The organism is Paralimibaculum aggregatum, from assembly GCF_030270585.1.
Lineage (GTDB): Bacteria > Pseudomonadota > Alphaproteobacteria > Rhodobacterales > Rhodobacteraceae > Thermohalobaculum > Thermohalobaculum aggregatum.
Map to the genome: position 1 here is coordinate 29,807 of NZ_BSYI01000042.1, position 19,781 is coordinate 49,587.

General features: G+C 71.7%; 18 protein-coding genes. 10 read left to right on the top strand and 8 right to left on the bottom strand.

Annotated features, from left to right (window positions below; translation table 11 throughout):
- Positions 1-2: 2 nt before the first annotated feature.
- The 7 genes from QSJ97_RS19790 to QSJ97_RS19820 all read left to right on the top strand — a co-directional run bounded on the left by QSJ97_RS19790 (position 3) and on the right by QSJ97_RS19820 (position 6,138).
- Positions 3-1,127 carry an extracellular solute-binding protein gene (locus QSJ97_RS19790; protein WP_285673864.1) on the top strand — a complete coding sequence of 375 codons (1,125 nt, stop codon included), beginning with the start codon at positions 3-5 and terminating at the stop codon, positions 1,125-1,127.
- A 65-nt stretch (positions 1,128-1,192) separates the two neighbouring features.
- A complete protein-coding gene (locus QSJ97_RS19795; RefSeq protein ID WP_285673865.1) occupies positions 1,193-2,818 on the top strand; it encodes an ABC transporter permease in 1,626 nt (541 codons plus the stop codon).
- Between the two features lie 4 nt (positions 2,819-2,822).
- Entirely contained in the window at positions 2,823-3,692 is an 870-nt protein-coding gene (locus QSJ97_RS19800; protein ID WP_285673866.1) for an ABC transporter permease, read from the top strand.
- Complete coding sequence (locus tag QSJ97_RS19805) at positions 3,689-4,456, top strand: hypothetical protein (RefSeq protein WP_285673868.1); 768 nt, start codon at positions 3,689-3,691, stop codon at positions 4,454-4,456. The genes QSJ97_RS19800 and QSJ97_RS19805 overlap by 4 nt, the downstream gene beginning before the upstream one ends.
- Positions 4,457-4,516: 60 nt before the next feature.
- Positions 4,517-4,786 carry a hypothetical protein gene (locus tag QSJ97_RS19810; protein WP_285673869.1) on the top strand — a complete coding sequence of 90 codons (270 nt, stop codon included), beginning with the start codon at positions 4,517-4,519 and terminating at the stop codon, positions 4,784-4,786.
- 50 nt (positions 4,787-4,836) lie between these two features.
- Complete coding sequence (locus QSJ97_RS19815) at positions 4,837-5,448, top strand: DUF1523 family protein (RefSeq protein WP_285673870.1); 612 nt, start codon at positions 4,837-4,839, stop codon at positions 5,446-5,448.
- 117 nt (positions 5,449-5,565) lie between these two features.
- Positions 5,566-6,138, top strand: a complete 573-nt coding sequence (locus QSJ97_RS19820; RefSeq protein WP_285673871.1) for an LCCL domain-containing protein — start codon at positions 5,566-5,568, stop codon at positions 6,136-6,138.
- A 22-nt stretch (positions 6,139-6,160) separates the two neighbouring features.
- Here the strand turns inward: QSJ97_RS19820 and QSJ97_RS19825 are convergent, their stop codons facing one another.
- On the bottom strand, positions 6,161-6,757 hold the full coding sequence (locus QSJ97_RS19825) for a transglycosylase SLT domain-containing protein (protein WP_285673872.1): 597 nt from the start codon (positions 6,755-6,757) through the stop codon (positions 6,161-6,163).
- Between the two features lie 206 nt (positions 6,758-6,963).
- Here QSJ97_RS19825 and hspQ point away from each other — a divergent pair, with 206 nt between their 5' ends.
- A complete protein-coding gene (gene hspQ, locus QSJ97_RS19830) occupies positions 6,964-7,293 on the top strand; it encodes a heat shock protein HspQ (RefSeq protein WP_285673873.1) in 330 nt (109 codons plus the stop codon).
- Between the two features lie 51 nt (positions 7,294-7,344).
- Here the strand turns inward: hspQ and QSJ97_RS19835 are convergent, their stop codons facing one another.
- Complete coding sequence (locus QSJ97_RS19835) at positions 7,345-8,925, bottom strand: gamma-glutamyltransferase family protein (RefSeq protein WP_285673874.1); 1,581 nt, start codon at positions 8,923-8,925, stop codon at positions 7,345-7,347.
- A 118-nt stretch (positions 8,926-9,043) separates the two neighbouring features.
- Between QSJ97_RS19835 and QSJ97_RS19840 the strand changes: the two genes are divergently transcribed.
- Both QSJ97_RS19840 and QSJ97_RS19845 read left to right on the top strand, forming a co-directional pair.
- A complete protein-coding gene (locus QSJ97_RS19840; RefSeq protein WP_285673877.1) occupies positions 9,044-9,388 on the top strand; it encodes a DUF2794 domain-containing protein in 345 nt (114 codons plus the stop codon).
- 195 nt (positions 9,389-9,583) lie between these two features.
- Entirely contained in the window at positions 9,584-10,414 is an 831-nt protein-coding gene (locus QSJ97_RS19845) for a hypothetical protein (RefSeq protein WP_285673878.1), read from the top strand.
- Positions 10,415-10,502: 88 nt separating this feature from the next.
- On the opposite strand, the gene rnr is transcribed toward QSJ97_RS19845, so the two are convergent.
- The 6 genes from rnr to QSJ97_RS19875 all read right to left on the bottom strand — a co-directional run.
- Entirely contained in the window at positions 10,503-12,749 is a 2,247-nt protein-coding gene (rnr, locus tag QSJ97_RS19850) for a ribonuclease R (RefSeq protein ID WP_285673879.1), read from the bottom strand.
- A gap of 339 nt (positions 12,750-13,088) precedes the next feature.
- Positions 13,089-15,821, bottom strand: a complete 2,733-nt coding sequence (gene topA / locus QSJ97_RS19855) for a type I DNA topoisomerase (RefSeq protein ID WP_285673881.1) — start codon at positions 15,819-15,821, stop codon at positions 13,089-13,091.
- A gap of 87 nt (positions 15,822-15,908) precedes the next feature.
- Positions 15,909-17,117 carry a DNA-processing protein DprA gene (gene dprA / locus QSJ97_RS19860; RefSeq protein ID WP_285673885.1) on the bottom strand — a complete coding sequence of 403 codons (1,209 nt, stop codon included), beginning with the start codon at positions 17,115-17,117 and terminating at the stop codon, positions 15,909-15,911.
- A gap of 52 nt (positions 17,118-17,169) precedes the next feature.
- Positions 17,170-17,790, bottom strand: coding sequence for a glycerol-3-phosphate 1-O-acyltransferase PlsY (plsY, locus tag QSJ97_RS19865; protein ID WP_352231125.1), 621 nt, complete (start codon positions 17,788-17,790; stop codon positions 17,170-17,172).
- Positions 17,791-17,802: 12 nt separating this feature from the next.
- A complete protein-coding gene (gene pyrC / locus QSJ97_RS19870) occupies positions 17,803-19,089 on the bottom strand; it encodes a dihydroorotase (protein ID WP_285673887.1) in 1,287 nt (428 codons plus the stop codon).
- Positions 19,086-19,781 (bottom strand): hypothetical protein (locus QSJ97_RS19875; RefSeq protein WP_285673889.1); only part of this gene is annotated, 696 nt, incomplete at its 5' end. The genes pyrC and QSJ97_RS19875, both read right to left, overlap by 4 nt.

A 19,781-nucleotide genomic window follows, 5' to 3' on the forward strand; every position in this document is an offset into this window, starting at 1 on the left:
ATATGAAGATCACCCATCTGCTCGGCGCAACGGCCATAGCGCTCGTGCCGCTGGCCACGCTCGCGGAAGACCTGCCGCCTTGCGACAATTGCGCCGACACCATGACCATCGTGTCGTGGGGCGGTGCCTATTCGAGCTCGCAGCTCAAGGCCTATCACGAGCCCTATTCGAAGCTGACCGGGGTCAGCATCGTCAACGACGAGAGCTCGAACGAGGCGGTCGCCAAGCTGCGCGCCATGGCCGAGGCCGGCAATGTCTCCTGGGACGTGGTCGACGTGGTCGCCTCCGACGCGATCCGCCTCTGCGACGAGGGCCTGGCCCGCGAGATGGATTTCAACGAGGAGCTGGCAGCGGCGCCCGACGGCACCAGCGCCGAGGAGGATTTCGGCGATCTGCTGGTCTCCGACTGCTTCATCCCGCAGATCGTCTACTCGACGACCTTCGGCTACCGCACCGACGTGGCGGAGTGGAACGGCCGCGAGCCCGACGACATCTGCGACGTGTTCGACCTCGAGAACTTCCCCGGCAAGCGCAGCCTCGAGAAGCGCCCGATCAACAACATGGAATGGGCGCTGCTCTGTGACGGCGTGGCCAAGGAGGACGTCTACGACGTGCTCGAGACCGAGGAGGGCCAGGACCGCGCCTTTGCCAAGCTCGACACCATCAAGGACAGCGTGATCTGGTGGTCCGCCGGCGCCGAGACGCCGCAGCGGCTGGCCGATGGCGAGGCGGTGATGGGCTCGACCTACAACGGCCGCCTGTTCTCGCTGATCGAGGAGCAGGGCCAGCCGGTCAAGATGCTCTGGGACGCGCAGGTCTTCGACCTCGACGGCTGGATCATTCCCGCCGGCCTGCCGGAGGACCGGCTGAACCGCGCGCTGCACTACATCATGTTCGCCACCGACACGCAGCGCCTCGCCGACCAGGCGAAGTTCATCTCCTATGGCCCGGCGCGCGCCTCCTCGGCCCCGCTGGTCGGCAAGCATGCCGATCTCGGCATCGACATGGCGCCGCACATGCCGACCGATCCGGCCAACGCCAAGAACACCTTCCTCTACAACTACGAGTGGTGGGCGGACTATCGCGACGATCTGGACGCCAAGTTCCAGGCCTGGATCGCGAAGTGATCGCGCGCTGACGCAAGACCGGGCGGGGCCGTTCGGCCCCGCTCCCCATCCAGCCGGAGGCGCCGATGTCCACCACCGCCGAAACCCTCAGCTCGGACGCGCCGAGCCCCGAGGCCCAGGAGGCCGCATCGGAGACCGATGCGCGCGGACGGCTGCTGGCGGCCGACGGCACGCCGCTCAAGCTCAGCCTCGCCCGGGCGCTGCGGCGCCAGAAGCTGCGGGCGCTGGCGCTGGTCGCGCCGCTGCTGTTCTTCGTGCTGGTGAGCTTCATCTTCCCGATCGGCGGCATGCTGCTGCGCTCGGTGCAGAACGACATCGTGCCGGACACCCTGCCCCGCACCATCGCCGCGCTGGAGGACTGGGACCCGGCCAGCGACGTGCTGCCCGGCGAGCCGGCCTTCGCCGCGCTCTATACCGATCTCGTGGTGGCGACCGAGCGCAAGACCCATACCCGCCTCGGCTCGCGGCTCAACTATGCCGCCGGCGGCTATTCCTCGATGCTGCGCAAGTCGGGCCGGCTGGTGGCGGATTTCCACCTCGACTGGTTCGAGAAGAAGGTCAGCCGCGACTGGGACGAGCCCGAGGTCTTCACCGCGCTGTTCGGCGAGGGCGAGGGGCCGGCGGCGCAGGCGCTGCCGAAGACCGCCGCGGCCTATGCGGCCTGGGCCGAGGAGATGCGCGAGCAGGGCGAGGACCCGGCGAAGGAGGAGCCCTGGGATCTCGTCTATGCCGCCCTCGTGGAGGATCTGCGCGCCGGCGGCCCGGCGCTGACCGGCTACAGCGGCCCGCAGGCCGAGCTGATCGCCGAGACGCTGGCGAAGATCGGCGAGTATGACCCGCCGAGCTATACCGACGCCTTCATCAAGAGCGACAAGGACTGGGGCGACCCGGACAACTGGGCGATCATCCACCAGCTTTCGGGGCGCTACACCTCGAGCTACTTCCTCGCCGCCGCCGATCTCGAGCGCAACACCGACGGCGAGATCGTCGACAAGCCGGAAGAGGAATCGATCTACATCTTCCTGTTCGAGCGCACGCTGTTCCTCTCGCTGACCATCACCTTCTCCTGCCTGCTGCTCGGCTATCCGATCGCCTGGCTGCTCTCCAACCTGCCGCTGCGGATCTCCAACCTGCTGCTGATCCTGGTGCTGCTGCCGTTCTGGACCTCGCTGCTGGTGCGCACCTCGGCCTGGATCGTGCTGCTGCAGCAGGAGGGCGTGATCAACGACCTCCTCGTCTCGGTCGGCATCCTCTCCGATTCCGGGCGGCTGCAGATGATGTTCAACCAGACCGGCACGATCATCGCGATGACGCATATCCTGCTGCCGTTCATGATCCTGCCGCTCTACTCGGTGATGAAGACCATCAAGCCGAACTACCTGCGCGCGGCGAAATCGCTGGGCGCCACCGACTGGACCGCGTTCTGGCGGGTCTACTTCCCGAACACCGTGCCGGGGATCGGCGCCGGGGCGATCCTCGTCTTCATCCTCTCGATCGGCTACTACATCACGCCGGAGCTGGTCGGCGGCACCGAGGGTGTCTTCATCTCGAACCGGATCGCCTACCACATCTCCTCGAGCCTCAACTGGGGCCTCGCGGCGGCGCTCGCCTCGCTGCTGCTGATCGTGGTCCTGGCGCTCTACTGGGTCTACGACCGCATCGTCGGCATCGACAACGTGAAGCTGGGATAAGACCATGGCCCTGCCCGTCTACGCCACCACCGGCCAGAAGATCTGGTATTACGCCTTCCGCGTGATCTGCGCCGCGATCTTCTTCTTCCTGATCTTCCCGATCATCACCATCATCCCGCTGAGCTTCAACGCGGAGGACTTCTTCACGTTCACGCCGGGGATGCTGGCGTTCGAGAGCGATGCCTACAGCTTCAAGCACTATGACGACTTCTTCAACAACGAGGACTGGCAGCTGGCGCTGTCCAACTCGCTGAAGATCGCGCCGATGGCGACCTTCCTCTCGGTCTCGCTCGGCACGCTGGCGGCGATCGGGCTCAGCCAGTCGCATGTGCCGTTCCGCGGCGCCATCATGGCGATCCTGATCTCGCCGATGATCGTGCCGCTGATCATCTCGGCGACCGGCATGTTCTTCTTCTACAGCCAGCCCTTCGGCTTCTCGGATCTCTCGATCCAGGGCACCTACTGGGCCATCGTGCTGGCCCATGCCGTGCTCGGCACGCCCTTCGTGATCATCACCGTCACCGCGACGCTGGTCGGCTTCGACAAGTCGCTGACCCGGGCCGCGGCGAACATGGGCGCCGATCCGGTCACCACCTTCTTCCGGGTGCAGATGCCGCTGATCGTGCCCGGCGTGATCTCCGGCGGGCTATTCGCCTTCATCACCAGCTTCGACGAGGTGGTGGTGGTGCTGTTCCTCGGCTCGGCGCAGCAGAAGACCCTGCCCTGGCAGATGTTCACCGGGCTGCGCGAGCAGATCTCGCCGACCATCCTCGCGGTGGCGACGATCCTGGTCACCGTCTCGGTCCTGCTGCTGCTCACCGTCGAGCTGCTGCGGCGCCGGTCCGAGCGGCTGCGCGGGATGTCGCCGGGATGAGGCACCGGCTGGCGGCGGCGCTCGCCCTTGCCGGCACCCTGCTCGCGCTGCCGGCCGCGGCCTGCCCCGATGCCGGGCCGCAGCTCCTGCTCCGCTCCTGCAGCGGCGGCGATGCGCTGGCGGCGCGGCTGCTGCTGCTGCCGGACGAGGCGCCCCCCGCCGAGCCGGCCACCGAGACCTGGGTGATGACCGGCGCCTATACCGGCGAGGACCGGCGGGCCGATGGCGGGCCGATGCCGGTCGGGCTCTTCGTCCATGGCGGGCGCATCATCAACCCCAATCTCGGGCGGATGGACGGCATCCTGCTGATCGGCCCCGATGGCCGGCTCGGCCTGCATCACCGCCGCCGGGTGGCGTTCGCCGGGGCGCGGATCGACCTGACCGATCTCGGCGCCCGGCTGCGCTTCGCCCGCGCGGCGGCGCAGGCCGGCCTCAGCGTGGCGCAGAGCCACCTGCTGATCGTCGACGGCGCGGTCGACGTGAAGCCGCGGCAGGACGCGCCCCGCTTCGTGCGCCGCATCCTCTTCACCAGCGGCGGCGGCTTCGGCGTCTGGCAGAGCCCGCTGCCGATGACGCTGGCCGAGGCCACCGAGGCGCTGGCCGCGGCCCATGCGCCGGAGATGGCGCTCAATCTCGACATGGGGTCCTACGACTACTGCTGGCGCCTCGACGGCGGGGCGGCCACGCGCTGCGGCCTCGTCGACCGCGCCGACACCGCCCGCTTCTCCAACTTCCTGGTGGTGGCGCGGCGCCCCGGCGGCTAGCGCCGCCCCACCCCGCCGCTATATCCTCGGGGAAACCCGAAGGCAGAACGAGGACCGCCGATGTTTCCGCTGCTCTTCCGGGCCGTGCTCGTCGTCGGCCTGCTGACCGCGATCTATATCGCCCTCGCCGCCTACATGCGGTGGGACAAGCGGCGCAGCCTCGAGGAGGCGCATGATTCCGGCGCCGCCCCCGGGCTCAGCCGCGAGGATTTCGTCTCCAAGGGCCTCGCCGCCTATGAGCGCTCCTGGGAAAAACGCGCGCTCTACGGCGTCTTCCTGCTCCCTCTGGTGGTGGGTATGATCGTCGGCACCATCGCCTGGTTCGCCTGAGCCGGCCCCGCCCGAGCCATCCGACCGACCCGCACGCGGAGACCGCCCCCATGTCGAAAGTGAAGTGGATCCTCTACGCCATCCTGCTCGCCGCGGTGGCGGGGCTGCTGCATTACAGCCTGCCGAAGCGCGACATCGTCCGCATCACCGGCCAGGAGGTGAAGCGCCAGGACAGCAGCACCGAGACCGGTGCCGCCGCCACCCGCGACGTCAACTTCATCTTCGTCGTCGACACCGAGGGCGAGGAGGCGGAATACCGCAACGAGGACACCGATTTCGGCTGGCCGCCCTATTTCAAGTTCGACACCCAGAACGTCGCCTCGAAGGCCGCCAACAACATCTCCACCGCCGACAACCCGAAATGGGTGGTCATCACCTATTACGGCTGGCGCTTCCAGATGAGCTCGAGCTTCCCCAACATCGTCTCGATCCGCCCGGCCGAGGGGCCGGACGAGCCGCTCTATCCCTGGTTCAACGGCATCGTCGTCGCGGTGCTGGTGATCGGCTTCCTGATCGTCCGGCGCTTCGTGATCGTGCTCTACGGGCGCCATGTCGATCCGCTGGTCGACGCCATCGACAAGCAGTGGGACGACACCACCGAGACCGTCTCCACCCGCTATCAGGGGGTCAGCGGCTGGTTCCGCAAGCTGCTCGGGCGCTGAGGCCGGGCCGCTGAAGCAATTGAAACGGCCCGCAACGTCGGGCCGATACAGCGCGGGTCTATCTGGGGGGAAGGCCGATGGGCGGCCCCCGTTCACCCAGATGAGAGACCAGACCCCATGACCCGTTTCCCCTCGCTCCGCCGGCGCGGCCGGCTCCTCCTCTTGCCCCTCCTCGTGGCCGGGCTCGGCGCCTGCATGCAGGGCGGCGGCAGCGCCGGCGATCTCGGCGCGGCGCTCGGCCAGGCCGGCCAGGCGATGGCGCAGCTCCAGGGCCTCGCCGGCGCCGGCGCCCGCCCGGTCTCCGGCACCCTGGCCGATGCGGCGCTGCCCGGGCCGGCGCGCTCCGGCACGGTCCGGCAGCCGCACCCGGACGCGCACCACATCGACTGGGACACCAAGTTCACCCGCACCGGCCTCGCCGACCGCAAGCTGGTCGGCCACGAGTTCCGCTTCTACTGCCCGCCGGCGCCGTCGCGGCTGACCCCGCGGCGGGTCTACGGCACCGATGTCTACCGCTTCGATGTCTGGATCTGCCGCGCCGCGGTGCATGCCGGGAAGATCGACCTCGGCGGCGGCAACGTCACGCTGAAGATGCTCGACGGCAACGTCAAGCTGCAGGGCTCGACGCGCAACGGCATCACCTCGAAGGACGGCTTCTCGGGGGTGCGCTCGACGGTCTTCGTCAACTGAGCCGGCCGGCCTCGGCGCCGGCTCAGGTCAGCTCCGGGCAGGCGGTGATCTGCCCGCGATACCGCGCCGCCTGCGCCGCCACCGCGCGGGCGGCATCCTGCAGCCAGGCCTTGTCGCGCCAGGTGCCCTTGCGGAAGCCGGTATGCCCCTCGTGATAGGCGAGGTAGTGGTTGTAGGCGTCGAACGGGCCGATCTCGTTCACCTTCATGGTGCGGCTCGCATACCAGCCGACGAAATCCGCGGCATCGGCAAAATCGGTCCGGTCGGCATCGCGGTTGCCGGTCTCGCGGACATACCATTCCCAGGTGCCGTCGATCGCCTGGGCATAGCCGAAGGCGGTGGAGGGCCGGCCGGTGGGAATCACCCCCATCGCATAGGTGTTGGGCGGGCGCACCGCGGCGCGGAAGCTCGATTCGCGCCAGATGATCGCGAGCTGCAGCTCGACCGGCACGCCCCAGCGCAGCGCCGCCGCCCGGGTCGCCTCCTGCCAGCCGGGGCGCTCGGCGAAGATCGCGCAGGCATCGTCCTGCGCGCGCGGTGCGCCGCCGGGATCGCTGCTGCTGCCGCAGGAGCCGACCGCCGCTGCCAGCAGCAGGGCCGCAAGCCGTGTCAGATACATCAGTCCGGAGCCTGCTCGATCTTTTTTGCTTGGATCGAGATTACCACGTAAAGTGAAAAACACTATATCTTTGTAAGCCGTGGCACCCCCTGCGGGCCGGCCGGCCCGGGTGCGGCGCAGCAAGGCCCCGGTGGGGCCGGTGGACACGTGCCGGCAGGCTGCGCTAGAGGGGTCGGGTCAGGGCTGAGAGTCAAGGAGCCGAAGTCATGTTGCGGCGCGACGCACGTTACAAGATCGGGCAGGTCGTCAAGCACAAGATCCATCCGTTCCGCGGCGTGATCTTCGATGTCGACCCGGAGTTCGCCAACACCGAGGAATGGTGGCTGTCGATCCCCGAGGAGGTGCGCCCGCGGAAGGACCAGCCCTTCTATCACCTCTTTGCCGAGAACGAGACCAGCTACTACATCGCCTATGTCTCGGAGCAGAACCTGCTGCCGGATTTCTCCGGCGAGCCGGTCGAGCATCCGGAGGTCTTCGACTATTTCGAGGAGCTCGAGGACGGGCAGTACCGGATCAGCACCGAACAGTGCCACTGACGGGCCGGCCGGGGCGCGCCCCGCCAGCCCGCCCCGCCAGCCATCCCAGCATCAGCAGCCGAGCGCGATGCCGTCCTTGCGCGGGTCGGAGGCGCCGATCAGCACCCCGCGGGCATGGTCGATGCGGATCGCCTGGGCGCCGCCGATGCCCGCCTGCGGCCGGATGATGCCGTGCCCCTTGGCCTCGAGCGCCGCCGCGACATCCGCGCCGTAACCCGCCTCGAGCTTCAGCGCGTCGCCCTCGAAGAACACCCGCGGCGCGTCGATCGCGGCCTGCAGGTCCATGCCGTAATCGACCAGGTTGGAGACGAAGCGCACATGCCCCGCCGCCTGGTAGGGCCCGCCCATCACGCCGAAGGGCACGGTGACGCGCCCGCCCTCGCGGATCATGCCGGGGATGATGGTGTGCAGCGGCCGCTTGCCGCCGCCGGCCTCGTTCGGGTGCCCCTCGGCCAGCGCGAAGCCGGCGGCGCGGTTGTTGAAGAGAATACCGAACCGCTCCGAGGCGATGCCCGAGCCGAAATTCGCGAAGATCGAGTAGATCAGCGAGACCGCCATGCCGTCGCGGTCCACCACGGTGATGTAGATGGTGTCGCGATGCGGGCTGCCGAGCGGGTCGACCGGCATCGGCCCGGCGCGCTCGCGCGAGATCCGCCCGGCGAGATCCGCCGCGGTGGCCTCGGCGATGAACTCCTCGACCGACATCGTCATGGTCGCCGGGTCGGAGATCATCTGGTTGCGCGCGGCATAGCCGAGCTTGGCGATCTCCATCTCGAGATGCGCGCGCTCGGCGCCGAAGGGATGCGTCTCGACGCCGAAGCGCTCGAGCATCCGCAGCATCAGCAGCGCCGTCGCGCCGTGGCTGTTGGGCGGCAGCTCCACCACCTCGGCGCCGCGATAGGGGGCCGAGACCGGGGTCACCTCGTCGGCCCGGCAGGCGGCGAAATCCGCCGCCGTGTGGCTGCCGCCGGCGGCGCGCAGCGCGGCGATCATGTCCTCGGCCACCTCGCCCTCGTAGAAGCCGCGCGGGCCCTCGGCGGCGATCCGGCGCAGCACCTCGGCCTGCCCCGGCGCGCGGAACACCGCGCCCACCGGCAGCGCCCGCTCGCCGGCCAGGAAATGCCGCCGCCCGGCGCCCTGCAGCCGCTCTGCCGCCTCGGCCCAGTCGAGCGCCACCCGCGGCGCCACCGGCACGCCCTGCTCGGCATAGCGGATCGCCGGGGCGAGCACCGCGTCGAGCCCCTTGCGCCCGTGCCGCTCGGCGAGATGGGCGATGCCCGCCACCGCCCCCGGCACCACCACCGAGTCGCCGGTGGCGTCCGGCATCGCGCTCAGCCCGCGGGCCCGCAGCGCCGCCGCATCGAGCCCGGCCGGGGCCCGCCCGGAGGCGTTGAGCCCGACGAGATCCTCGCTGCCGGCCGGCTTGACGATGGCGAAGAGATCGCCGCCGAGCCCGGTCATCTGCGGCTCGCAGATCCCCAGCAGCACCGCGCCCGCGAGCGCGGCATCGACGGCGTTGCCGCCCGCCTCCAGCATCTCGACGGCGACCCGGGCGCCGAGCGGATGCGAGGTGGCGGCCATGCCGTTCTGTGCGTAGACGGCGGACCGGCCCGGGCTCTGGAACTGCGACATGTCAAACCCTCTTTCTGTCGGATGATCTACCTAACGCCCCGCGCCGGCCCCGGCCAAGCCCCCGCGCGGCGATTGTTACAGGCTTGCAAAGCCGACGGCGCTTTGCTCATAGTTGGCCATGACCGTCCAGATCCCGTTCACAGGGCGCAGCCGCCCGCCCGAGGCCTGCAGTTTCCACCGCACCGAGCTCAGCCAGATCCTCAATGTCTACGGACGGATGGTGGCGCTTGGCGAGTGGCGGGACTACGCCATCGACCATCTCGCGGACCGGGCGGTGTTCTCGATCTTCCGGCATGCTTCGGAGCGCCCGGTCTACCGCATCGAGAAGACCCCGAGGGACGCCCGCCGCCAGGGCGTCTGGGCGGTGGTCGGCATGGACGGCCGCATCCTCAAGCGCGGCCACGAGCTGCGCCAGGTGCTGCGGGTGCTGGAAAAGAAGCTCATTCGCCTGGTGGACGACTAGGCGCTCCGGCTTCCGGGTGTCGGGCGCGGCCTCCGGGCAATGCGGCCCGAAACGCCCGGCATTGGTCATAAATTTGCCACCAATCTGTCAGATGAGCGGCGCGGGGTTCTGCGCCGGCCCGCATCGCCCGCGGGCGCGCAGGGCGTCGGCCTGCCCGCAGCGGGCGACGGCGTGACATCGGACCGGGGACGGGAAATGCGCTACGGACTGCACTGCTGGATCATCGCGCTCGCGATCGCGGCCATGGCCGATGCCGCATCGGCGTCCAGCTTCGTTCTGGATTTCGGCAACACCCAGGTGCCGACGCTCGACGACGGCCCGGGCAGCAAGGCGGATTACGGCATCGTCGCGAATGACGGCGTCAACGACATCTATGCCCGGCTCACCGCGCTGAACGACTTCACCAGCAGCAACGGCAACAGCAACGGCTCGGTCAGCGGCGACCTGCGGGTCAACCTGGTCCGCGGCTCGACCGCCCAGCTTCGGCTCGACCTCTTCCTCGATGCCGGCTACAGCGTCCCCTATTCCAATGCGAACAGCTTCACCTGGACGCTGGTGTTCTTCGACGTAGATGGCATCTCGAATACGCTCGGAGGGTATGGCCCGGACGCCAACGAGTTCAACTATTACGACGAGGTGCTGCTGTACACGCCGGGAACCGCCGTGTTCTCGGGCGACACCGCGCTGCAGCAGACCGCGACCCCCGAGGGCCTGCTGGTCAATGCCGAGGGCCAGGCCAGCGTCGCCGGCCAGGACGGCATCACCACGCTCTCCGCCGAGCAGCAGCGCTATGCCTTCGCCTATGTGCTGACCGACATCGCCTCGGTGCGGTTCGACTACACGGTCCAGGATGTCGATTTCAGCGGAACCGCGCGGCAGCGGAACCTGCTCGTCGATGGCGGATCGCTGGAGATCACCGAGGACCCGGAGGAGGTCGATGTCCACGCGGTTCCTCTGCCGGCCGGCGCGCCGCTGCTCGCCGCCGGGCTGGCGCTGCTCGGGCTGATCCGCCGCCGCCGCGGGTGACGCGGCGGCCGTCGCGGAGCCGGCGCGGCATCGGCCCGCAGGAGGCCCGCGGGCGCGGCGCCCGGGGCGGGCCGGCCCGCCGCGCGCCTCAGCGCCGCTTGCGGCGGGCGTTTCTGGCGCGGGCGATGCGGCCGCGCTCGACCTTGCGGGCCTTGCCGGAGGGCGAGGGGTGCTTGCGCCGGGGCGCGACGCCGGTGGCCTCGAGCAGCTCGAACAGCAGCCCGCCGGTGACCGGCACCGCCTCCACCAGCCGCACGCGGGCATGCATCCCCATCGCCAGCACCCGGCCCGAGCGCTCGCCGGTCAGCGTGCCGGCCTCCGGGTCGTGGCGGAAATATTCCTGGCCGATGGTGGAGATCGGCACCAGCCCGTCGGCGCCGGTCTCGGCGAGCTTCACGAACACCCCGAAGCGGCCGACGCCGGAGATCCTGCCCTCGAACTCGGCGCCCTCGCGCTCGGCCATGTAGGCGGCGACGTAGCGGTCCACGGTGTCGCGCTCGGCCTCCATCGAGCGGCGCTCGGTGCGGGAGATCGCCTCGGCGGTCTCGCGCAGGGCGGCGGCCTCCTCGGCGGTCTGTCCGTCGGCCCCGAGCCCGAGCGCGGCGATCAGCGCCCGGTGCACCACGAGATCGGCATAGCGCCGGATCGGCGAGGTGAAATGCGCGTAGCGCGGCAGCGCGAGCCCGAAATGGCCGAGCGCGTCCGGGCTGTAATAGGCCTGCTGCTGCGCCCGCAGCACCTGCATGTGCACCATCTCCTGCGATTCGGTCCCGGCGGCGCTCTCCAGCACCCGGTTGAGATCGCGGGTGCGCAGCACCTGGCCCCTGGCGAGCGGGATGCCGACCGCCTCCAGCGTCTCGCGCAGCATCTCGAGGCGCTCCGGGTCCGGCTCCTCGTGCACCCGGTAGAGCAGCGGCCGGCGATGCGCCTCGAGGGTCTCCGCCGCGGCGACATTGGCGAGGATCATGAACTCCTCGATCAGCCGGTGCGCGTCGAAGCGCTCGCGGATCGGGATGCCGGTGACCTCGCCGGCGGCGTTCAGCGTGATGCGCCGCTCCGGCAGGTCGAGATCGAGCGGCTGGCGGCGGCTGCGGGCGGCCCAGGCGGCGCGCCAGGCGGCCCAGAGCGCGCCGAGGTGGCCGGCCAGCGGCGCCGCCTCGGGGCCGGGGTTGCCGTCGGCGGCGGCCTGGGCCGCCTCGTAGGACAGCGCCGCATGGCTGCGCATCACGCCCCGGCAGAACCGGTGGCCGCGCTTGTTGCCCTCGGCGTCGAGCACCATGCGCAGCGCCATGCAGGGCCGGTCCTGCCCCGGCATCAGCGAGCAGAGATCGGCGGAGAGCCGCTCCGGCAGCATCGGCGCCACCCGGTCGGGGAAATAGGTCGAGTTGCCGCGCCGCCGCGCCTCGGCATCGAGCGCCGAGCCCGGCGGCACCAGCGCCGCGACATCGGCGATCGCCACCCAGACGACATGGCCGCCGGGATTCGCCGGGTCGTCGTCCGGCAGCGCCGCCACCGCGTCGTCATGGTCGCGCGCATCGGCCGGGTCGATGGTGACCAGCGGCAGCGCGCGCAGATCCTCGCGGCCCGCCGCGCCGGGCAGCGCGGCGGCCTCGGCCTCGGCCAGCACCGCATCGGGGAAATCGAGCGGGATGTCGTGCTGGTGGATGGCGATCAGCGAGACCTGCTTCGGCGCGCCGGGATCGCCGATCCGCTCCACCACGCGGCCGCGCGGCAGGCCCATGCGCCGGGTCTCGGTGGCCTCGGCCTCGACCAGCTCGCCGTCCTGCGCGCCGGCCTCGGCGCCGGGCGGGATGATCCATTCGCGGTCCGCCCGCTTGTCGACCGAGACCAGCCGCCCGCCCTCGCGGTTGCCCTTTCCGGGGGCGCGGTAGATCCCGAGCATGCGCCGCGGCCCCGAGCCGATCTTCTTAATCAGCCGCGCCTCGTAGCGCAGCGCGTTCGGCTCCTCCACCGGGCGCAGCTTGGCGAGGAACCGGTCGCCCGGCGCCAGCGCCACGTCGCCCTTGCGCGGCACGTAGTGGATCTCCGGCGGCGCCTCGGCGCTGTCCCAGTCCTTCGGCCGCGCGGTGAGGTCGCCGCCGGCGTCGATCTCGCCGGCGACCAGCACGGTGACCGGGGGCAAGTGGCCGGCATTGCCGAGGCGGCGGCGGCGGCGCTGCACCGCGCCCTCCTGCTCGAGCTCGCGCAGCACCTGCTTGAGCACCACCCGGTCGGCGCCCTTCAGGTTGAAGGCGCGGGCGATCTCGCGCTTGCCCACGGAATGCGGGTTCTCGTTGATCCAGGCGAGGATCTCCGCCTTGCTGGGAAAGCTCATGGGGTGTCCTCGTGGCCGGGGGTCGGGGCAGGATAGAGCAGCCGGCCGCCGCTGTCGCGGGCGGCGATGCGGGCCGGGCAGGCATCGCGCGCGCCGGGGCGCCGCGCGGCGCGGGCGGCCCGGCTTCGCCCGGCCGGCACGGGCGGTTCCGCGGCGGCGGCGGCGCGGAGGGCGGCGGACCGGACGAAGGCCGAGCGGACGGGTGCTGAGCGGACGGGTGCTGAGCGGACGGGTGCCGAGCGGACGGGTGCCGAGCGGACGGGTGCCGAGCGGATGGGGGCCGAGCGGATGGGGGCCGAGCGGATGGGGGCCGAGCGGATGGCGGCGCTGCCGGCCGCCTCAGCCACCGGCGGCGCGCCGCCCGGAGGGCTCCGGCCCCTCCACCAGCGCGTCCCCCTCGCCCTCGCCGCCCTCGCCGGCTGCAGCCTCGGCAGCAGCCTTGGCCTTGCCCCTGGCGGGGGCCTTCGCCTTCGCCGGCGCCTTCGCCGCCTTGGCGGCGGGCTTCCTGGTCTTCGCCGCCGTCTTGGCGGTCTTGGCGGGCTTCGCCTTGGCGGTCTTGGCCTTGGCCTTGCCCTTGGCGGGCGTCTTGGCGATCTTCTCGGCGAGGATCTCCACCGCGCGTTCCAGCGTCAGCGCCGCCGGGTCCTCGGCCTTGGGGAGGGTCGCGTTGACCTTCTCCCATTTCACATAGGGCCCGTAGCGCCCGTCCATCAGCGCCACCTCGCCGCCCTCGGGATGCGCGCCGAGCTCGCGCAGCGGCTTCTGCGCCGCGCCGCGCCCGCGGCCCGGATTGGCCTTCCTGGCGGCGAGCACCTCCATCGCGCGGTTCATGCCGATGGTGACCGCCTCGGTCCAGTCCTCGAGCTGGGCATAGGTCTTGCCGTGGCGCACCGCCGGGCCATAGCGGTAGAGCCCGGCCTCCACCACCTCGCCGTCCTCCGGGTGCCTGCCGATCTCCCGCGGCAGCGCCAGCAGCTTGAGCGCGGTCTCGAAATCGAGGGTCTCCGGGGTCACCGATTTCGGCAGGCTGGTGCGCCGCGGCTTCTCCTCGCCATTGCCCTCGCCGAGCTGCACATAGGGGCCGAATCGCCCGTTGCGCAGCGTCACCGCGAGGCCGCTGGCCGGGTCCACCCCCAGCTCCTTGCCGTCGAGCTTGGCCGCCTCGTCGTCGCCCGAGACCCCGAGCGGCCGGGTGTAGCGGCATTCGGGATAGTTCGAGCAGCCGATGAAGGCGCCGCCCGAGCGCGCCGTGCGCATCGAGAGCCGCCCCGCCGCGCAGGCCGGGCAGAGCCGCGGATCGCTGCCGTCGCCCCGGTCGGGGAAGAGATGCGGCGCGAGGAAGTCGTTGAGCTTGTCGAGCACCTCGGTGATGCGCAGCTCCTGGGTGTCGTCCACCGCCGCCTTGAACGCCTTCCAGAACCGCTCGAGCAGCAGCTTCCAGTCCATCCGCCCGCCGGAGACGTCGTCGAGCTGCTCCTCCAGCGCCGCGGTGAAGTCGTATTCCACGTAGCGCGCGAAGAAGTTCATCAGGAAGGCGGTGACCAGCCGGCCCTTGTCCTCCGGGATCAGGCGGTTCTTGTCCTTGCGGACATATTCCCGGTCCTGGATCGTGCCGATGATCGAGGCATAGGTGGAGGGCCGGCCGATGCCGAGCTCCTCCATGCGCTTGACCAGCGTCGCCTCGGTGTAGCGCGGCGGCGGCTGGGTGAAATGCTGCTCCGGCAGCACCTCGCGGGTGCCGAGCGCGGCGCCCTCGGGGATGTCCGGCAGCCGGGCGCCGTCGTCCTCGTCGTCCTCGCGGCGGTCGTCGCGGCCCTCGTCATAGGCCTTCATGAAGCCGTCGAAGGTGACGACCTGGCCGGTGGCGCGCAGGCCGACGCTGCCCGGCGCGTCGCCGATCTCGACCGTGGTGCGGCGGAACCGGGCCGATTCCATCTGGCTGGCCACCGCGCGCTGCCAGATCAGCTCGTAGAGCCGGGCCTCGGCGCGCTCGAGCCGCAGCTCGCCGGGGGCCGCGTCGAATCGGGTCGGCCGGATGCACTCATGCGCCTCCTGCGCGTTCTTCGCCTTGGTCTTGTAGACCCGCGGCTTGCCCGGCACATAGGCCTTGCCGTAGCGCGCCTCGATGGTGCCGCGGGCGGCGCCGATCGCCTCCGGCGCCATGTCGACGCCATCGGTCCGCATATAGGTGATGTGGCCGGCCTCGTAGAGCCGCTGCGCGGTGCGCATGGTGTCCTGCGCGCCCATGCCGAGCTTGCGGCTGGCCTCCTGCTGCAGCGTCGAGGTCATGAACGGCGGATAGGGGTTGCGGGTCGCCGGCCTGGCCTCGACCGAGAGCGCCGAGAGCGCCGCCGCGGCGATCTTCGCCGCCGCCGCCTTCGCCGCGGCCTCGTCGCCGAGGTCGAACTTGTCGAGCTTGCGGCCGTCCAGCGCCACCAGCCGCGCCCGGAAGGCGGCGCCGTCCGGCGTCGTCAGCTCGGCGGTCACGGTCCAGTACTCGCGGGCGTCGAAGGCCTCGATCTCCATCTCGCGCTCGACGATCAGGCGCAGCGCCACCGACTGCACGCGGCCGGCCGATTTCGCCCCCGGCAGCTTGCGCCAGAGCACCGGCGAGAGCGTGAAGCCGACGAGATAGTCGAGCGCGCGGCGGGCCAGATAGGCCTCCACCAGCTGCATGTCGACCTCGCGCGGATGCTCCATCGCCTTGGTGACCGCGGTCTTGGTGATGGCGTTGAACACCACCCGCTGCACCGGCGTGTCGCGCTTGATCGCGCGGCGCTTGCGCAGCGCCTCGAGCAGGTGCCAGGAGATCGCCTCGCCCTCGCGATCGGGGTCGGTGGCGAGGATCAGCCCGTCATCCTCCTTCATCGCGTCGGCGATGGCGCGGATGTGCTTCTGCGCCTTGGCGTCGGCCTCCCAGAGCATCTCGAAGCCGTTGTCCGGGTCGACCGAGCCGTCCTTCGAGGGCAGGTCCCGCACATGGCCATAGGAGGCCAGCACGGTGTGCTTGTTGCCGAGATAGCCGCTGATGGTCTTGGCCTTGGCGGGAGATTCGACGACGACGACAGCCATATCCGCTCCTGTACCGCGCCGCCGGATCGGCCCGGGGCGCGCGGTGCGAGAACATGGGTCAGTGCCCCGGGGCTGTCAACGCCGGGCTCACTCCGCGTCGTCCGGCAGCGCGATCCGCCCGCCCGCCGAGATCGCGATGCGGCCGGCCAGCTCGAGCTCCAGCAGCACCAGCGAGAGCTCCGCCGGGCGGCTGCCGCAGATCCGGGCGATCTCGTCCACCTCCACCGGGGTATGGGTCAGCAGGCGCACCACCTGCTCGGCCAGCGCGGCATCCTCGGCGCGGCCCTCGAGATCGAAATCCGCCAGCGCCGCGAGGTCGTCGTCGCCCTCCTCGCCGAAGCGCCCGGCATCGAACAGGAACTCGGTCTCCGGCTCGGCGAGGCCGGGCTGGCGCGGCATCGCCAGCGCATCGAGCACGTCGCGGGCATCGCGCACCAGCGCCGCGCCGTCGCGGATCAGCCCGTTGCCGCCGGCCGAGCGCGGATCCTCCGGCGAGCCCGGGCAGGCCATCACCTCGCGGCCCTCCTCCAGCGCATAGCGCGCGGTGATCAGCGAGCCCGAGCGGCTCGCCGCCTCGATCAGCAGCACGCCGGCGGCGAGCCCGGCGATCAGCCGGTTGCGCCGCGGGAAATGCCGCGCCGTCGCCTCGGTGCCGATCGGGCATTCCGAGATCAGCGCGCCGGTCTCGCGGATGCGCTCGGCGAGGCTGGCATTCTCCGGCGGGTAGATCTTGTCGAGCCCGCCGGGCAGCACCGCGACGGTGCCGGTCTCGAGGCTGCCGTCATGGGCGGCGGCGTCGATCCCGCGGGCCAGGCCCGAGACCACCACGCGCCCGGCGGCGCCGAGATCGCGGGCGATCTGCCGCGCCGTGCGCAGGCCGAGGGCGGAGGCGTTGCGGGCGCCGACGATGGCTGCCGAGGGCGCCGCGAAGACCCGGCCCTGCCCGAGTGTCCAGACCACCGGCGGCGGCGTGCCGATCAGCGCCAGCTGGCGCGGATAGGCCGCCTCGCCGAGCACGCAGAGCCGGGCGCCGAGGCCGCTGCCGGCCTCCCACTCCGCGGCGATCTGCCCCTCCGGACAGGCGGTATAGGCGCGGTTGCCGCCGCGGGCGGCGAGCTCGGGCAGCGCCTCGAGCGCGGCGCGGGCGCTCTCGAACCGGCGGATCAGATGGGCATAGGTGCGCGGCCCGACATTGCGGCTGCGCGCCAGACGCAGGCGGGCGAGCCGTTCCTCGAGGTCGAAGGCATCCTCCTGCCACGGCTCGAGGCGGGGCGCGGACATCTCGGTGGCAGACATGAGCCCTCCTAGCTGCTGGTCACAGGAGAGCGCGGGACTGGTTAACCCCCGGTTAACGCCGGCCGCCGCCGATGCGCGGCTCGGTGCCGGCGAGCAGCCGCCGGATGTTGCCGGCGTGCCGGAGCCAGACCAGCGCCGCGGCGCAGAGCCCGGCCAGCACCGCCTCCCAGCGCCCGAAGCCCCAGAGCCAGAGCGGCAGCCCGGCCGCCGCCGCCAGCCCGCCGACCGAGGAGATCCGGCTCAGCCCGGCCGCCGCCAGCCAGGTCAGCACCACCGCGAGGCCGACCGGCCAGTGCAGCCCGAAGCCGATGCCGATCAGCGTCGCCACCCCCTTGCCGCCGCGAAACCGCAGCCAGGGCGAGAAGCAGTGCCCGAGCAGCGCCCCGAGCCCGGCCGCCTGCGCCGCCAGGTCGCCCCAGCCGAGGAACAGCCAGACCGGCAGGAAGCCCTTGAGCGCGTCGAGCAGCAGGGTCGCCGCCGCGGCGCCGCGATGGCCGGTGCGCAGCATGTTGGTGGCGCCGATATTGCCCGAGCCGATGGCGCGCGGGTCGGGCAGCCCGAACAGGCGGGCCAGCAGCACCCCCATCGGCACCGAGCCGATGGCGAGGCCGCAGGCCGCCGCCAGCGCCAGCCAGGGCAGGGCCCGCTCGATTCCCATGATGTCGTGCAGCATCGCCGCCTCCCCTCAGGCGGTGTGGACGCGCCGCCCGCCGACCCAGGTGCCGAGCACCCGGCCCTCGAGCCGCTGCCGGTCGAACGGGGTGTTCTTGGATTTCGCCCGGAGCGTGCTGCGGTCGAGCACGAAGGGGGCGTCGATGTCGACCAGCACGAGATCCGCCGGGGCGCCGGCGGCGAGCCGCCCGCCGGGCAGGCCGAAGCGCCGCGCCGGGGCCAGCGAGAGCCGCTCGAACAGCGCCGCCAGCGATATGTGCCCGCCATGCACCAGCCGCAGCGCCGCCGGCAGCAGGGTCTCGAGCCCGACGGCGCCGGTGGCGGCCTCCTCGAAGGGCAGCCGCTTGGCCTCCTCGTCCCAGGGCAGGTGCGAGGAGACGACAAGATCGATCAGCCCCTCGGCCAGCGCCTCGACCATCGCGGCGCGGTCGTCCTCGGCGCGCAGCGGCGGCTCCATGCGGAAGAAGCTGCGATAGTCGGCGATGTCGTATTCGTTGAGGGTGAGGTGGTGGATCGAGACCCCGGCGGTGACGTCCCTGCCCGCCTCCTTGGCGCGGCGCAGCGGCCCGAGCGCGGCGGCGGTGGAGAGCTGGTCGGCATGGTAGCGCGCGCCGCTGGCCTCGACCAGCGCGAGGTCGCGCGCCAGCATCATCCGCTCGGCCAGCGCCGGCACCGCGGGCAGCCCGAGGCGCGAGGCGAACTCGCCGCTGGTGGCGCAGGTGCCGCGCGCCAGGCTCGGCTCCTGCGGGTGATGCACCACCAGCGCGCCGGTGGAGGTGGCATAGCGCAGGCAGGCGAGGAACACCCGGGCATCGGCCACCGCGTGATCGGCATCGGTCAGCGCCACCGCCCCGGCATCGAGCAGGAACTGCTGCTCGGTGAGCTCGGTGCCGGCGAGGCCGCGGGTCAGCGCCGCCATCACGTGCACGTTGACGAGGCTCGCCTCGCGCGCCCGCGCCAGGGTGAACTGCACCAGCGCCGGGTCGTCGAGCACCGGTTCGGTGTCGGGCTGCTGGATCAGCGTGGTGACGCCGCCGGCCGCCGCCGCCTCGCCGGCCGAGCGGTGGCTCTCGCGGTGCCGCGCGCCGGGCTCGCCGACGAAGACCCGCGCATCGACGAGGCCGGGGGCGAGCACATGGCCGCCGCAGTCCACCACGGTGCCCTCGCCGGGCGCGGGCGCGGCGCCGCGATGCACGTCCTCGATGACGCCGGCGCGCAGGCGCAGCGCGCCGGGGCCGTCCTCGCCGGTGGCGGGGTCGACGAGGCGGGCATTGACGAGATGGAGGGGCGGCTGGGTCATCCGGTGCGGGCCTGTATCCTGCGGATCAGCCGGGCCACATGCGGCCCGTCGGCGATATGCTCGAAGCCGATCTCGTTGACATTGGGGCGCTGGTGGCCCTTGCCCCGGCCGCCGATGCGCTGGCCGAGATCGGTCTCGCGGGCGAAGATCAGCGTGCTCTCGTCGCCGAGGCGGAAGTCGATCTGCAGCGCCGGGGTGATCGGGAAGCTGCGCAGGCGGCGGCCGAGATGGCGGGTGGCGATGATCGCGCGCCGGTCGGTCAGGGCATAGGCGGTGCGGGCGCGGCGCCAGGCCGCCCAGAGCCGCCGACCTATCAGAAGGTAGAGCCCGATCGCCAGCGGCACCAGCCCCATGACCGGCAGGAAGGCCGGGCCCGGGCTGCCGGCGGCGGTGACCGTCCAGCCGACCGCGAAGACGGTGAAGACGAGGCCGACGAAGCTCGGGCCGAGATCGGACAGGGCGAAGCGCAGGCCGCCGGGCGGCGCGCCGGTCCAGAGCAGTCGCTCGCCGGGCTCGAGATAGGGCGCCCAGCCCGCGGCCGGGATCGCGGGGAGCGGCTCGGCCGCGTCGCCTCTGGCGCTCTCGGTCATCACGCCCTCCTCTGCCGGGGTCTCGAGCCATGGCCGCGCAAGGATATGCGCGAGGCGGCGCGGAACGGCAAGGGCGGCGATGGCGGCCGCGGCCGGCGGGCC